The 13,377-nt window shown below is 67.0% G+C and carries 13 protein-coding genes; 10 read left to right on the top strand and 3 right to left on the bottom strand.

Annotated elements, in window-relative coordinates:
* The first annotated feature begins 97 nt into the window (after positions 1 to 97).
* Genes LN047_RS04550 through LN047_RS04540 form a run of 3 tightly spaced genes read left to right on the top strand, consistent with a single transcriptional unit; the run spans position 98 to position 3,108 of the window.
* Complete coding sequence (locus tag LN047_RS04550; protein ID WP_056320944.1) at positions 98 to 1,012, top strand: SDR family NAD(P)-dependent oxidoreductase; 915 nt, start codon at positions 98 to 100, stop codon at positions 1,010 to 1,012.
* Between the two features lie 9 nt (positions 1,013 to 1,021).
* Positions 1,022 to 1,882 (top strand): MaoC/PaaZ C-terminal domain-containing protein, encoded by an 861-nt coding sequence (locus LN047_RS04545; RefSeq protein WP_373981208.1) that lies wholly within the window; start codon positions 1,022 to 1,024, stop codon positions 1,880 to 1,882.
* A complete protein-coding gene (locus LN047_RS04540) occupies positions 1,879 to 3,108 on the top strand; it encodes a CaiB/BaiF CoA transferase family protein (RefSeq protein ID WP_373981207.1) in 1,230 nt (409 codons plus the stop codon). The genes LN047_RS04545 and LN047_RS04540 overlap by 4 nt, the downstream gene beginning before the upstream one ends.
* A gap of 18 nt (positions 3,109 to 3,126) precedes the next feature.
* Here LN047_RS04540 and LN047_RS04535 read toward each other — a convergent pair whose 3' ends face one another.
* The 3 genes from LN047_RS04535 to LN047_RS04525 all read right to left on the bottom strand — a co-directional run bounded on the left by LN047_RS04535 (position 3,127) and on the right by LN047_RS04525 (position 6,179).
* Positions 3,127 to 3,573 (bottom strand): carboxymuconolactone decarboxylase family protein, encoded by a 447-nt coding sequence (locus tag LN047_RS04535; protein WP_262761198.1) that lies wholly within the window; start codon positions 3,571 to 3,573, stop codon positions 3,127 to 3,129.
* Between the two features lie 153 nt (positions 3,574 to 3,726).
* Positions 3,727 to 5,250 (bottom strand): fumarate hydratase, encoded by a 1,524-nt coding sequence (locus tag LN047_RS04530; protein ID WP_056320934.1) that lies wholly within the window; start codon positions 5,248 to 5,250, stop codon positions 3,727 to 3,729.
* A gap of 161 nt (positions 5,251 to 5,411) precedes the next feature.
* Positions 5,412 to 6,179 carry a crotonase/enoyl-CoA hydratase family protein gene (locus tag LN047_RS04525; protein ID WP_056320931.1) on the bottom strand — a complete coding sequence of 256 codons (768 nt, stop codon included), beginning with the start codon at positions 6,177 to 6,179 and terminating at the stop codon, positions 5,412 to 5,414.
* Positions 6,180 to 6,460: 281 nt separating this feature from the next.
* Between LN047_RS04525 and glyQ the strand changes: the two genes are divergently transcribed.
* Genes glyQ through gloA form a run of 7 tightly spaced genes read left to right on the top strand, consistent with a single transcriptional unit; the run spans position 6,461 to position 13,372 of the window.
* Positions 6,461 to 7,372 carry a glycine--tRNA ligase subunit alpha gene (glyQ, locus tag LN047_RS04520; RefSeq protein WP_056320918.1) on the top strand — a complete coding sequence of 304 codons (912 nt, stop codon included), beginning with the start codon at positions 6,461 to 6,463 and terminating at the stop codon, positions 7,370 to 7,372.
* Positions 7,373 to 9,511: a glycine--tRNA ligase subunit beta gene (glyS, locus tag LN047_RS04515; protein WP_373981206.1), complete on the top strand. Its 2,139-nt coding sequence runs from the start codon at positions 7,373 to 7,375 to the stop codon at positions 9,509 to 9,511.
* Positions 9,508 to 10,047, top strand: a complete 540-nt coding sequence (gene gmhB / locus LN047_RS04510) for a D-glycero-beta-D-manno-heptose 1,7-bisphosphate 7-phosphatase (protein ID WP_056320914.1) — start codon at positions 9,508 to 9,510, stop codon at positions 10,045 to 10,047. The genes glyS and gmhB overlap by 4 nt, the downstream gene beginning before the upstream one ends.
* 4 nt (positions 10,048 to 10,051) lie before the next feature.
* Complete coding sequence (locus tag LN047_RS04505; protein ID WP_062840273.1) at positions 10,052 to 10,780, top strand: 1-acyl-sn-glycerol-3-phosphate acyltransferase; 729 nt, start codon at positions 10,052 to 10,054, stop codon at positions 10,778 to 10,780.
* Complete coding sequence (locus tag LN047_RS04500; RefSeq protein ID WP_373981205.1) at positions 10,767 to 11,777, top strand: M48 family metallopeptidase; 1,011 nt, start codon at positions 10,767 to 10,769, stop codon at positions 11,775 to 11,777. The genes LN047_RS04505 and LN047_RS04500 overlap by 14 nt, the downstream gene beginning before the upstream one ends.
* 45 nt (positions 11,778 to 11,822) lie before the next feature.
* Positions 11,823 to 12,965, top strand: a complete 1,143-nt coding sequence (locus LN047_RS04495) for a 2-aminoethylphosphonate--pyruvate transaminase (RefSeq protein WP_373981204.1) — start codon at positions 11,823 to 11,825, stop codon at positions 12,963 to 12,965.
* A gap of 11 nt (positions 12,966 to 12,976) precedes the next feature.
* Complete coding sequence (gloA, locus tag LN047_RS04490; RefSeq protein ID WP_063955180.1) at positions 12,977 to 13,372, top strand: lactoylglutathione lyase; 396 nt, start codon at positions 12,977 to 12,979, stop codon at positions 13,370 to 13,372.
* Positions 13,373 to 13,377: the final 5 nt, after the last annotated feature.

The following is a 13,377-nucleotide window of genomic DNA, read 5'->3' as shown; positions in this document are numbered from 1 at the left end:
CGAATCTACCATGAGGCCATGCCCATCAACCAGACGGGTTGATGCGGAACTGTTTTCCACAGACGGCGTGCGCGCCGCAGCACAGGAGTCAGAGGCAATGAGCGGCTTGGTATCCGGAAAGGTGGTGATCGTGACGGGCGCGGGCGGAGGGATCGGCCGCGGCGTTGCACTGGCGATGGCCGAGGCGGGCGCGAAGGTCGTGGTCAACGACATCGGCGTCTCGCTCACGGGCGAAGGCGGAGCAGACGGTCCCGCGCAGGCGGTCGTCAAGGAAATCGTGGACGCAGGCGGCGCGGCCGTCGCCAACACCGACAGCGTGGCGGCTTACGACAGCGCAAGCCGCATCGTGCAGACGGCCATCGATGCATTCGGCCGCGTCGATGCCGTGATCAACAACGCGGGCAATCTGCGCGACCGGGTTTTCCACAAGATGAGCGAAGAAGAATGGCGCCAGGTGATCGATGTGCACCTGAACGGCTCGTTCTACATGAGCCGCGCGGCAGCGCCCTACTTTCGCGAACAGGAATCCGGCGCCTTCGTGCACATGACCTCCACGTCGGGATTGATCGGCAATTTCGGCCAGGCCAACTACGCGGCGGCCAAGCTGGGCATCGTGGCATTGTCCAAGTCGATTGCGCTGGACATGGCGCGCTACAACGTGCGCTCGAACTGCATCGCGCCGTTTGCCTGGAGCCGCATGACCAGTTCGATCCCCGCGGAAACGGACGAAGAGAAGGCGCGCGTCGAAAAGCTGAAGAAGATGGAAGCCGGCAAGGTGGCGCCCATGGCGGTGTTCCTGGCCAGCGACGCGGCCAGCGAGATCACGGCGCAGATCTTTGCCGTGCGCGCCAACGAGATCATGCTGATGAGCCAGCCGCGCCCTTTGCGCACCGTGCACCACGGCGAAGGCTGGACACCGGAGCGCATTGCCGAAATCGCGGCGCCCGCCATGCGCAAGCACTTCTACGCGTTGGAGCGTTCGCCCGACGTGATCGATTGGGATCCCATCTGAGGCCGCCACATGCCGTTGGACTATGCAACCGTGAAGGACTGGCGCTTTGACGACGTGCGCCAGCGCTACGACCAGAAGGACACGATGCTGTATGCGCTGGGCATCGGGCTGGGGCAGGACCCCGAGGACACCGGCCAGCTTCGTTATGTGTACGAGAAAGACCTGCGCACGTTTCCGACGATGAGCGTGATCCTGGGCTACCCGGGGTTCTGGGTCAGCGACCCTCGCTCGACGGTGGACTGGGTGAAGGTCGTGCATGGCGAGCAGCGGCTGACGCTGCATGCGCCGCTGCCGGTGGCGGGCGTTGTCACGGGCAGGACGCGCAACACGCACGTCATCGACAAGGGCGCGGACAAGGGCGCCATCATCGTCAGCGAACGCACGCTGCACGACGAAAATGGCGAGTGCCTGGCGACGCTGCAGTCCAGCACGTTCTGCCGCGGCGACGGCGGCTTTGGCGAGGGCGACGCCAGCCCGCAGGCCCTGCCCGCCGCGCCCGATGGCGACCCCGAATCGCGCTGCGAGCTGCGCATTCCGCCCAGCGCGGCGCTGCTGTACCGGCTGAACGCGGACCGCAATCCGCTGCACGCCGATCCGGACGTTGCGCGTCAGGCGGGTTATCCCCGGCCCATCCTGCATGGCCTGTGCTCGTATGGCGTTGCCGCGCACGCCCTGGTCAAAACGTACTGCGGCTATGACGCGGCGCGGCTCACCAGCCTGAACACGCGCTTTTCGGCGCCCGTCTATCCGGGCGAGACGCTGCAATGCGACATGTGGCGCATGCCGGACGGCCAGATCCGCTTCATCGCCCGCGCCAAAGAGCGCGGCATCGTGGTCATGAGCCACGGCACCGCGACGGTGCAATCATGACGCGCCCGCCTCCGCTTGACGGCATCCGCGTGCTGGACCTGTCGCGCATCCTGGCCGGCCCGTGGTGCACGCAGAACCTGGCCGACCTGGGCGCCGACGTCATCAAGATCGAACGCCCCCGCGTGGGCGACGACACCCGCGCGTGGGGGCCGCCCTACCTGAAGGACGGCAACGGCCAGGACACCAACGAGTCGGCCTATTACCTCAGCGCCAACCGCAACAAGCGCTCGGTCGAAGCCGACATGGCCACGCCCGAGGGCGCGGCGCTGATCCGGGAGCTGGCCGCTGTCAGCGACATCCTGGTCGAGAACTTCAAGGTGGGCGGTCTGGCCAAGTACGGGCTGGACTACGAAAGCCTGAAGCAGGTCAACCCGCGCCTCATCTATTGCTCGGTCACGGGCTTTGGGCAGGATGGGCCGTTTGCGCAGCGCCCCGGCTACGACTTCATGATCCAGGGCATGGGCGGGCTGATGAGCATCACGGGCGAGCGCGACGACCTGCCCGGCGGCGGACCGCAGAAGGCGGGCGTGGCCGTCACCGATATCGTCACCGGCATGTACGCCACCGTGGCGGTGCTGGCTGCCCTGCAAGAGCGCCATCGCAGCGGCCAGGGCCAGCACCTGGACATTGCGCTGCTGGACAGCCACGTGGCCCTGCTGGCCAACCAGAACTCCAACTACTTCAACTCGGGCGTGGCGCCCACTCGCGCCGGCAACGCGCATCAGAACGTGGTGCCCTACCAGGTGTTTGCCGCCAGCGACGGCCACCTGATCGTGGCCACGGGCAACGAATCGCAGTACCGCGCCTATTGCCGCGCCATCGGCGTGCCCGAACTGGGCGACGATCCGCGCTTTGCCACCAACCGGCTGCGCGTCACGAACCGCGTGGAGCTGATCGGGATCCTGACGGACATCATGCGAGAAGGCCGGCGCGACGACTGGATCGCCAAGCTGGAAGCGGTGGGTGTGCCGTGCGGGCCGATCAACGACATTGCGCAGGCCTTCGCCCATCCGCAGGCGCAGGCGCGGCAACTGCGGCGCGACATGCCGCATCCAGCCGGCGGCGTGGCGCCCGTGACGGCCAGCCCGCTGCGGTTTTCGGATTCGCCGGTCGTCTACCGGCGCGCGCCGCCGATGCTGGGCGAACACACCGAGGAAGTGCTGCGCGACGTGCTGGGCAAGTCGGCGCAGGCAATTGCGGCGTTCAGGGGTAAAGCGCAGGCGTGACGGCGCGTTGGAATCGCATCACGCCTTGGCGGCGACGGGCAGCCGAAACGGCGCGCCCAGCCGATTGAACGCATTCATTGCGGCAATCGTGATCGTGAGGTCGACCAGGTCCTTGGGCTCGAACGCGGCCGAGGCGGCGGCGTACGCTTCGTCCGAGGCGTGGGTTTCGCTCACCCGCGTGACCTCCTCCGCCCAGGCAAGCGCGGCACGTTCCTGGTCGGAGAACAGATGCGGCACCTCGTCCCATACCGGCAATAGCGTGATCTTGTCGACCGACATGGTTTTGCGCAGGTCGCGGCTGTGCAGGTCGATGCAGTGCGCGCAGCCATTGATCTGCGAGACGCGCAGAAAAACGAGATGAATGAGCTCTGCCGGCAGGTTCGTGCGTGTGGTGACGTAGTGGTGGACGCCAAAGAGCGCCTTCGCGCCGTCCGGTGCAATCTCTTGCCAGTTCATGCGGGTCATGTCAGTCCTTTGCTGTCGAAAAGTGAACCCCGCCACCTTACACGCCGGCGTATCGGTGAAACAGGTCCAAGAATCGGCAAATCGACTGATCCAAGATCGGCCCGGACTCCATAAAAAATTGGCCGCTGTTTCCAGCGGCCAATTCGTCTTCACTTAGGCAACGGCAACCGGAATCTTGCCGATCTTGGCCTGCCACTCCTTGGGGCCGGTCGTGTGGACCGAGGTGCCCTGGGCGTCCACCGCCACGGTCACCGGCATGTCCTTCACGTCGAACTCATAGATGGCTTCCATGCCCAGGTCGGCAAAGCCCAGCACCTTGGCGCCGCGGATCGCCTTGGACACCAGGTAAGCCGCGCCGCCAACGGCCATCAGGTAGGCCGAGCCGTGCTTCTTGATGGCTTCAATGGCGACCGGACCACGCTCGGACTTGCCGATCATCGAGATCAGGCCGGTCTTCTCCAGCATCATGTCCGTGAACTTGTCCATGCGCGTGGCGGTGGTGGGGCCGGCGGGGCCGACCACTTCGTCGCCCACCGGATCCACCGGGCCCACGTAGTAGATGACGCGGTTCGTGAAGTCCACGGGCAGCGGTTCGCCCTTGGCCAGCATGTCCTGGATGCGCTTGTGCGCGGCATCGCGGCCGGTGAGCATCTTGCCCGACAGCAGCAGCGTCTGGCCCGGCTTCCAGCTGGCGACTTCTTCCTTGGTCAGCGTGTTCAGGTCGACCTGCTTGGACTTGTTGTAGTCCGGCGCCCAGTGCACTTCGGGCCATTCGGACAGCGACGGCGGATCCAGGCGCGCGGGGCCCGAACCGTCCAGTTCGAAGTGCGCGTGGCGCGTGGCCGCGCAGTTCGGGATCATGGCGACGGGCTTGGAGGCCGCGTGCGTCGGGAAGGTGTTGATCTTGACGTCCAGCACGGTCGTCAGGCCGCCCAGGCCCTGCGCGCCGATGCCCAGCGCGTTGACCTTTTCGTAGAGCTCGATGCGCAGCTCTTCCAGCTTGTTCTGCGGGCCGCGGGCCAGCAGCTCGTACATGTCGATGTCTTCCATCAGCGACTGCTTGGCCATCAGCATCGCCTTTTCAGCGGTGCCGCCAACGCCGATGCCCAGCATGCCGGGCGGGCACCAGCCGGCGCCCATCGACGGAACGGTCTTGAGCACCCAATCCACCAGCGAATCGCTGGGATTGAGCATCGCGAACTTGGTCTTGTTCTCGGAACCGCCACCCTTCGAGGCGATCTGCACGTCGACCTTGTCGCCCTGGACAAGCTCGACGTGCAGGATACAGGGCGTGTTGTCGCGCGTGTTCTTGCGCGCGAACAGCGGATCGTCCAGCACGGAAGCGCGCAGGGGATTGTCCGGGTTCAGGTAGCCGCGGCGCACGCCTTCGTCGCAGAGTTCCTGCAGGGTGCGCTTGGTGTCAAAGCGCACGCTCATGCCGATCTTCAGGAAGACGTTGACGATGCCGGTGTCCTGGCACAGCGGACGTTTGCCTTCGGCGCACATGCGCGAGTTGGTCAGGATCTGCGCCATCGCATCGCGCGCAGCCGGGCTTTCCTCGCGCTCGTAGGCGCGCGCCAAGTGGCGGATGTAATCGACGGGATGGTAATAGCTGATGAACTGGATGCCATCGGCAATCGACTGGATCAAGTCTTCTTCTTTAATGATGACGGACATGGCGGTTTGCAGGTCTGGATGGAAAACGTGAAAACGCGGCTGATCAGGTAATCAGCCGCAGGTGAAAAGAACTATTTTGCCGCCGGGCCGCCCCAAGGCAAAATGCGCCCCCTCGGGGGGCAGCAAGCGCGCGAAGCGTGCGCGGCGTGGGGGCCAACCACCTATTTGCCTTGCCACACGGGCTTGCGCTTCTCGGCGAAGGCGGTGGCGCCTTCCTTGGCGTCGGCCGACGTAAAGATGTGCGCGATCAGCGGACGCTGGCGGTCGAACATGTCTGCCTGATCCCAGTCGCCGCCCTGCGCCACGATGCTCTTGGCGGTCTGCACGGCCAGCGGGCCGTTCTCGACGATGGCGCGGGCCAGTTCCAGCGCGCCGGCCAGGGCGCCGCCCGGCTCGGTCAGGCGGTTGACCAGGCCAAAGGCGTGGGCGCGCTCGGCGGTCAGCATCTCGCCGGTCAGGATCACTTCCATGGCGATGTGGTACGGCAGGCGGCGCGGCAGGCGCAACAGGCCGCCGGCGCCGGCCACCAGGCCGCGCTTGACCTCGGGCAGCCCGAACTTGGCGTTGCTGGCAGCCACGATCAGGTCGGAGGCCAGCGCCATTTCGCAACCGCCTGCCAGGGCATAACCCTCGACCGCGGCGATCAGCGGCTTCTTGGGCGGACGCTCGTTCAGGCCCGCGAACCCGCGGCCTTCCACGTAGGGGCGCTGGCCCGACGCGGCAAACGCCTTCAGGTCCATGCCCGACGAAAATGTGCCGCCGCCACCCGTCAGGATGCCGATGCGAACGTCGTCACGGCTGTCCAGCTGGTCCAGCGCGGCGGCCATGGCCACGGCGGTTTCCAGGTTGATGGCGTTCTTGGCCTCGGGACGGTTGATCGTGATGATCTGGATGCCGTCAGTGACTTCCACCGTGATCAGGTCGGACATGGGACTGCTCCTTTTTCGCGAATTCTCGGAATCGGGTTCCGGGTTTTATATAAGACTCAAGACTCAACCTGGAATCATACGACCATTGGTTTGCGGCCGCAGGCCAGGCCGGCCGGGTGTCCACCAGGGGCACATTCGGGGACGCTTTTGGCGGCCCTTTCGGCCCCGATATGTAACCGCCGCGCCGACGCCCGGGACCGCTGCGGCCGCAGGCCAGTTAAAATGCCGGGTTTCCCACGCGCAGGGCAGCCCTTGCCCGGCGGCCGAATTCCAAGAATCCTATGCTCACCTTTCAGCAAATCATCCTTACGCTCCAGGAATACTGGGACAAACAGGGTTGCGCCCTGCTGCAGCCCTACGACATGGAAGTCGGCGCCGGCACCTCGCACACGGCCACGTTCCTGCGCGCCATCGGGCCGGAGCCCTGGCGCGCCGCCTACGTCCAGCCCTCGCGCCGCCCCAAGGATGGCCGCTACGGCGAAAACCCCAACCGCCTGCAGCACTACTACCAGTACCAGGTCGTGCTCAAGCCCGCGCCCCCTGAAATCCTGGATCTGTACATCGGTTCGCTGAAGGCGCTGGGCATCGATCCCACGCAGCACGACATCCGCTTCGTCGAGGACGACTGGGAAAACCCCACGCTCGGCGCCTGGGGCCTGGGCTGGGAAGTCTGGCTGAATGGCATGGAAGTGACCCAGTTCACGTATTTCCAGCAGGTCGGCGGCCTGGACTGCACGCCCACCACCGGTGAAATCACCTACGGCCTGGAACGCCTGGCCATGTACCTGCAGGACGTGCAAAGCGTCTACGACCTGGTCTGGACGGAAGGCGCCAACGGCAAGCGCGTGCTGTACCGCGACGTGTTCCACCAGAACGAAGTCGAGCAATCCACGTACAACTTCGAGCACTCGTCGGCCGACATGCTGTTTGCGCATTTCAACGACTACGAAGCCGAGGCCAAGCGCCTGATGGACGTGCCGCTGGCGCTGCCGGCCTACGAGGCCGCGCTGAAAGCCGCGCACACCTTCAACATGCTGGACGCGCGCGGCGCGATCAGCGTGACCGAGCGCGCCGCCTACATCGGCCGCATCCGCAACCTGTCGCGCGCCGTCGCGCAGGCCTATTACGATTCCCGCGAACGACTGGGCTTTCCCATGCTGGGCCGCGACAAGGCCGCCGGGGAGGCTGCATAAATGACGACGAACATCCGCCCGCTGCTGGTCGAACTGCTGACCGAAGAACTCCCGCCCAAGGCCCTGCAGAAACTGGGCCAGGCCTTTGCCGAAGGCGTGCGCGCCACGCTGGACCGCCACGGCCTGCTGGCCGAAGGCTGCGCCGTGACGCCGTATTCGACGCCACGCCGCCTGGCCGTCCACCTGTCCGCCGTGCTGGCGCAGGCGCCCGACCAGGCCTATGCCGAAAAGCTGATGCCCGTGAAGATCGGCCTGACCGAAGACGGCAAGGCCACGCCGGCGCTGCAAAAGAAGCTGGCCGCCAAGGGCCTTGAAAACATCGATGTCGCCACGCTGGACCGCGAATCCGACGGCAAGCAGGACTACCTGGTGGCGCGCGGCACGGCCGCCGGTGCGCAACTGGCCGCCGGCCTGCAGGAAGGCATCGAGGCCGCCATCGACGGCCTGCCCATCCCCAAGGTCATGCGCTACCAATTGGCCGACGGCGTCACCACCGTCAAGTTCGTGCGCCCGGCGCACGGCCTGATCGCGCTGTTTGGCGCCGACGTGGTGCCGGTGCAGGCACTGGGCCTGTCCGCTGGCCGCGAGACGCTGGGCCACCGCTTCATGAGCCAGGGCGCCGTTGCCATTGCCGACGCCGACGCCTATGTCGCCACGCTGGCCGAAAAGGGCCACGTCGTGGCGTCGTTCGAAGCGCGCCGCGCCGAGATCCAGCGCCAGCTGCAAGAAGAAGCGACCCGCCTGTCCGCCACGCTGGGCGACGACCCCGAAGTGACCGCGCTGCTGGACGAAGTGACCGCGCTGGTCGAACACCCCACCGTCTACGTGGGCCAGTTCGAGGAACAGTTCCTGCAGGTTCCGCAGGAATGCCTGATCCTGACCATGCGGCTGAACCAGAAGTACTTCCCGCTGTTCGATCCGGCCACCGGCCGCCTGACGCACCGCTTCCTGATCGTGAGCAACATGCGCACGAACAATCCGGTGAACATCGTCGAGGGCAACCAGCGCGTGGTGCGTCCGCGCCTGGCCGATGCGCAGTTCTTCTTTGAAACCGACCGCAAGACGCCGCTGGCCGCGCGCGTCGAGCAACTGGGTTCCATCGTCTATCACAACAAGCTGGGCACCCAGCTCGAACGCGTGGAGCGCGTGCGCGCGATCGCCCGCGGCATTGCCGGCGAACTGGGCGGCGACGTGTCCGCCGCCGACCGCGCCGCCATGCTGGCCAAGGCCGACCTCGGCTCCAACATGGTGGGCGAATTCCCCGAGCTGCAAGGCATCATGGGCGCGTACTACGCCGCCGGCGACGGCGAACCCGCCAGCGTCGTCGAGGCCCTGCGCACCCAGTACCGCAACCGCTACGACACGCCGGTTACCCAGGACACCCTGACCGCCGCCACGCTGTTCATCGCCGAACGCGTCGAAACGCTGGTCGGCATCTGGGCGATCGGTCTTGCCCCCACCGGCGAGCGCGACCCCTTCGGCCTGCGCCGCGCCGCGCTGGGCCTGATCAGCGCCTTCGAACAACTGGCCGCGGGCGGCTGGCTGAAAATCAGCCAGGACGGTCCGCTGACCCTGGACGGCCTGCTGCAACTGGCCGCCAGCACGTTCGCGGACGGCAAGATCCCGTCCGGCACGCTGGCCGAGGTCCGCACCTTCATCTACGAGCGCTACCGCAACCAGCTCATCAACGACTTCGACCGCAATGCCGTCGAGGCCGTGATCGCGCTGACCCCGCCCCTGCATCAGGTCGCCGAGCGCGTGCGCGCCGCCGCGGCATTCGCGCAATTGCCCGAAGCCGCCAGCCTGGCCGCCGCCAACAAGCGCATCGGCAACCTGCTCAAGAAGGCCGAAGGCGAGATCGGCACGGTGAACGACGCGGCGCTGGTGGAACCCGCTGAAAAGGCCCTGGCCGCCGCCGTGGCTGCCCTGCGTCCGAAGGCCGAGGCGCAATTGGCCGCCGGCGACTTCACCGGCAGCCTGTCCACGCTGGCCCAGGCCCGCGAACCCGTGGACGCGTTCTTTGCCGACGTCATGGTCATGGCCGAAGACCCGGCCGTGCGCGCCAACCGGCTGGCCCTCCTGGCCCAGCTGCATGGCCTGATGAACCAGGTCGCTGACATCTCCAGGCTCGCCCAGTGAAGCTCATCATCCTCGACCGCGACGGCGTCATCAATCAGGACAGTGACGCCTTCGTCAAGACGCCCGACGAATGGATCGCGCTGCCGGGCAGCCTGCAGGCCATCGCGCGCCTCACGCAGGCCGGCTGGAAGGTGGTGGTTGCCACCAATCAGTCGGGTCTGGCGCGCGGCCTGTTCGACATGGACACGCTGACCGCCATCCACACCAAGATGCGGCGCGAGCTCGCCGCGGTGGGCGGCAGCATCGATGCCATTTTCATGTGCCCGCACGGCCCCGACGACGACTGCACCTGCCGCAAGCCGCGTCCGGGCATGTTCGAGCAGATCGGGCACCGCTACGACGTCGACCTGGCCGGCGTGCCGGCCGTGGGCGATTCGCTGCGCGACCTGCAGGCCTCGTCGGCAGCGGGATGCTCGCCGTGGCTGGTCCTGACGGGCAATGGCGCCAAGACGCTGGCCAAGGGCGGCCTGCCCGACAACACGCGCGTCTGCGACGACCTGTCGGCCCTGGTCGACGCCCTGCTGCAGGACGCGTGACCCGATGGCCTGGCTTCGTTCGTTCCTGTACTTCGTGTTCCTGGCCGTCACGGTCATTCCGTATGCCTTCGCCTGTGTCCTGTGGGCGCCGCTGCCGCTGCACTGGCGCTACAAGCTGACGGTCGGCTGGCCCCGGCTGGCCATCTGGGGCGCCAAGGTGTTCTGCGGCATCCGCTGGCAGGTCAAGGGCTGGGAAAACCTGCCCGACGGCCCCGCGGTGCTGCTGTCCAAGCACCAATCGGCCTGGGAAACCCTGTTCTTCCCGGCCTACATGCCGCGCGAGGTCTGCTTCGTCTACAAGAAAGAACTGCACATGGTGCCGTTCTTCGGCTGGGGCCTGGCGCTCTTGCGCATGATCGCCATCGACCGCGCCAAGGGCCGCGACGCTTTTGAACAAGTGGTCAAGCAAGGCCAGACCCGCCTGAACGAAGGCCGCTGGCCGCTGCTGTTTCCCGAAGGCACGCGCGTGGCGCCCGGCAAGACCGGACGCTTCAAGATGGGTGGCGCGCTGCTGGCCTCGCGCACTGGCGCCGTGGTCATCCCGGTTGCGCATAACGCCGGCGAATGCTGGCGCCGCAACGCCTTCATCAAGTATCCCGGCATGATCACCCTGTCGATCGGTCCCGCGATAGAATCCAAGGGACTCACCCCCGAGGAACTGAACCAGAAGGTTCAGGACTGGATCGAAGGGGAAATGCGGCGTCTCAACCCCGAAAGGTATGCCCAGCACTGATCAGCTAGAACTCCTGTTCAACACGCAGGAAGACGACGCGCCCGCGGGCGCGCCGCCGCTGATCGCCGTGCCGGCGGCGCCGGCCGCCCCGCGCGCGCCGTCCGCCGGGCCGGGCACCGCCCGCCCTGTCGCGCCCCCCAACCTGTTTCCCGACGCCGCCAAGGCCCCCGCCCCCGCGGGCGAGCCGCTGCTGACGCTGTCGCCCAATGCGGCGTCGCGCGTGCCCACGCCCTGCCCCGACCCGCTGCCGCCCGGCGCGCGCTGGCGCGAGGTGCCCACCGATCAGCAGACCATCGGCTTCGTGCTGCTGCGTTCGCGGCGGCGCAGCATCGGCTTCGTCATCACCGACGACGGCCTGCGCGTGACCGCCCCCAATTGGGTGACGCTGACGCAGATCGACGACGCGGTGCGCGAAAAATCGCGCTGGATCCTGACCAAGCTGCGCGAATGGCACGCCCGCAAGCAGCAACTGGCCATGGCGCACACGCGCTGGCAGGCGGGCGGAGAACTCCCGTATCTGGGCCGGCGCATCGTCATCGGCGTGGGCGGCGACAGCCGCCAGGCCAATCTGTCCGGCGACGCCGACGCGCCGCAAGATGGCGACACCCTGTGGCTGGCGCTGCCGTCCCACGCCGACCAGGGCCGCATCCGCGATGCGGCCCAAGCGTGGCTGCAACAGCGCGCGGGCGCCTGGTTCGGTGCGCGGCTGGCGCACTTTTTGCAGGTGAGCGGCCTGAAGATCCGCCGCTGGCGCCTGTCGTCGGCCGCCACGCGCTGGGGGTCGTGCACCAGCGACGGCAACATCATGCTGAACTGGCGCCTGATCCACTTCGCCCCGGCCATCATCGATTACGTCATCGCGCACGAGCTTGCCCATTTGCGCGAGATGAACCACAGTCAGGACTTCTGGCGCGAAGTCGGCCAGATCCTGCCCGACTTCGAAGACGCCAAGAACATCCTGCGGCGTCACGATCCCGCTTCGCTGCCTCAGTTCTGAAGCGCGCGGCACCCAGCGCCTGTTGCGATCCCAAGGAGAATCGAAATGTTGCTGCTGATTCCGGGCCCGGTCACCACCGACGCGCGGGTGAAGGCCGCCATGGCGCAGGACTACGCGCCGTGGGACAACGATTTCCGCACGCTGTACCGGCAGGTGTGCGACGGCGTGCTGGCGATTGCGCAGGCCGGCGCGGACGAGCACGTGGCGCTGGCCTTGCCGGGCTGCGGCCACTTTGCCGTCGAGGCCGCGATCCGCACCTTCGTGCCGCCCGGCGGCCGCATGCTGGCCCCGTCCACCGGCGCCTACGCGGCCCGCCTGCAAAAGCTGGCCGCCGAGGCCGGCCGCATCGCCGTGCCGCTATCGGTGGGCGCCGTCGAGCGCGTGGATCCGCAGGCCGTGGCCGACGCCCTGGAACGCGACCCCACGCTCACGCACCTGGCGCTGGTCTACAGCGAAACCGGCAGCGGCATCTGCCACGACGTGCCCCATCTTGCCCGCATCGCCCATGCGCTGGGACGCCGCGTGATCATCGACGCCGTGTCGGCGTTCGGCGCGCTGCCGCTTGAATTGCGCGCCCTGCCCGCGGTCGACGCCGTGGTGCTGACCGCCAACAAATGCCTGGAAGGCCTGCCGGGCGCCGCCTTCGTCGTCGCGCGCCGTGACAGCCTGGATGCCGCCCGCGGCAATGCGGGCAGCTGGTCGCTCGACCTGGCGGACATCTACCAGCACACCCTGGCGCCCAACGCGGGCCCGCGATTCACACCCGCCGCGCCCACGCTGGCCGCGCTGGCCGTGGCGCTGGAACTGTTCCGCCAGGAAGGCCGCGAGGCCCGTCTGGCGCGTTACACGGCCAACATGCGCACGCTCTATGATGGCGTGATCGATCTTGGCCTGACCCCATACCTGCCGCCCGAGCTGCAAGGCCCCATCGTCGTCAACGTCCGCGCGCCGGATGCGCCGACCTGGCACCTGCAGCTCTTCGTGGACGCGCTCAAGCAGCGCGGCTATGTGATCAGCAACTTCACCAACACCGAAGAACCCACGTTCCGGGTCGGCTGCATCGGCGCCTTTGGCGCCGGCCAGATGCGGCAGGCGGTCGACGCCATGGGCGGCGCGCTGCGCGACATCGGAATCTCCCGGGAACGCGCCGGAACCCCCCAGCGCTTCCCCCAACCTCTCATCGCTTAAGGAATTCTCCCATGCGTCTGCTCCACACCATGCTGCGCGTCGGCAACCTCGACAAGTCCATCGACTTCTACACCAACGTGCTGGGCATGCGCCTTCTGCGCCGCAACGACTATCCGGACGGCAAGTTCACGCTGGCCTTCGTCGGCTACCAGGACGAAGTCGACGGCGCCGTCATCGAACTGACCCACAACTGGGACACCGACAAGTACGACCTGGGCAACGGCTACGGCCACATCGCCCTGGAAGTCGACAACGCCTACGAAGCCTGTGACAAGGTCAAGGAGCGCGGCGGGAAGGTCACCCGCGAGGCCGGCCCGATGAAGCACGGCAAGACGGTCATCGCCTTCGTGGAAGACCCCGACGGCTACAAGATCGAATTCATCCAGAAGAAAGACCGCCAGGACTGAGCGGA

It is taken from the genome of Achromobacter sp. JD417 (assembly GCF_041879325.1).
In the GTDB taxonomy this organism is placed as follows: domain Bacteria; phylum Pseudomonadota; class Gammaproteobacteria; order Burkholderiales; family Burkholderiaceae_B; genus Achromobacter; species Achromobacter mucicolens.
Note: the sequence above shows the minus strand (reverse complement) of the source record. Positions and strands in the feature narration are given on the sequence as shown.

Coding starts and splice junctions, on each gene's coding strand:
- LN047_RS04550 (WP_056320944.1), top strand. CDS start 98: ATGAGCGGCTTGGTATCCGGAAAGGTGGTGATCGTGACGGGCGCGGGC.
- LN047_RS04545 (WP_373981208.1), top strand. CDS start 1,022: ATGCCGTTGGACTATGCAACCGTGAAGGACTGGCGCTTTGACGACGTG.
- LN047_RS04540 (WP_373981207.1), top strand. CDS start 1,879: ATGACGCGCCCGCCTCCGCTTGACGGCATCCGCGTGCTGGACCTGTCG.
- LN047_RS04535 (WP_262761198.1), bottom strand. CDS start 3,573: ATGACCCGCATGAACTGGCAAGAGATTGCACCGGACGGCGCGAAGGCG.
- LN047_RS04530 (WP_056320934.1), bottom strand. CDS start 5,250: ATGTCCGTCATCATTAAAGAAGAAGACTTGATCCAGTCGATTGCCGAT.
- LN047_RS04525 (WP_056320931.1), bottom strand. CDS start 6,179: ATGTCCGACCTGATCACGGTGGAAGTCACTGACGGCATCCAGATCATC.
- glyQ (WP_056320918.1), top strand. CDS start 6,461: ATGCTCACCTTTCAGCAAATCATCCTTACGCTCCAGGAATACTGGGAC.
- glyS (WP_373981206.1), top strand. CDS start 7,373: ATGACGACGAACATCCGCCCGCTGCTGGTCGAACTGCTGACCGAAGAA.
- LN047_RS04505 (WP_062840273.1), top strand. CDS start 10,052: ATGGCCTGGCTTCGTTCGTTCCTGTACTTCGTGTTCCTGGCCGTCACG.
- LN047_RS04500 (WP_373981205.1), top strand. CDS start 10,767: ATGCCCAGCACTGATCAGCTAGAACTCCTGTTCAACACGCAGGAAGAC.
- LN047_RS04495 (WP_373981204.1), top strand. CDS start 11,823: ATGTTGCTGCTGATTCCGGGCCCGGTCACCACCGACGCGCGGGTGAAG.
- gloA (WP_063955180.1), top strand. CDS start 12,977: ATGCGTCTGCTCCACACCATGCTGCGCGTCGGCAACCTCGACAAGTCC.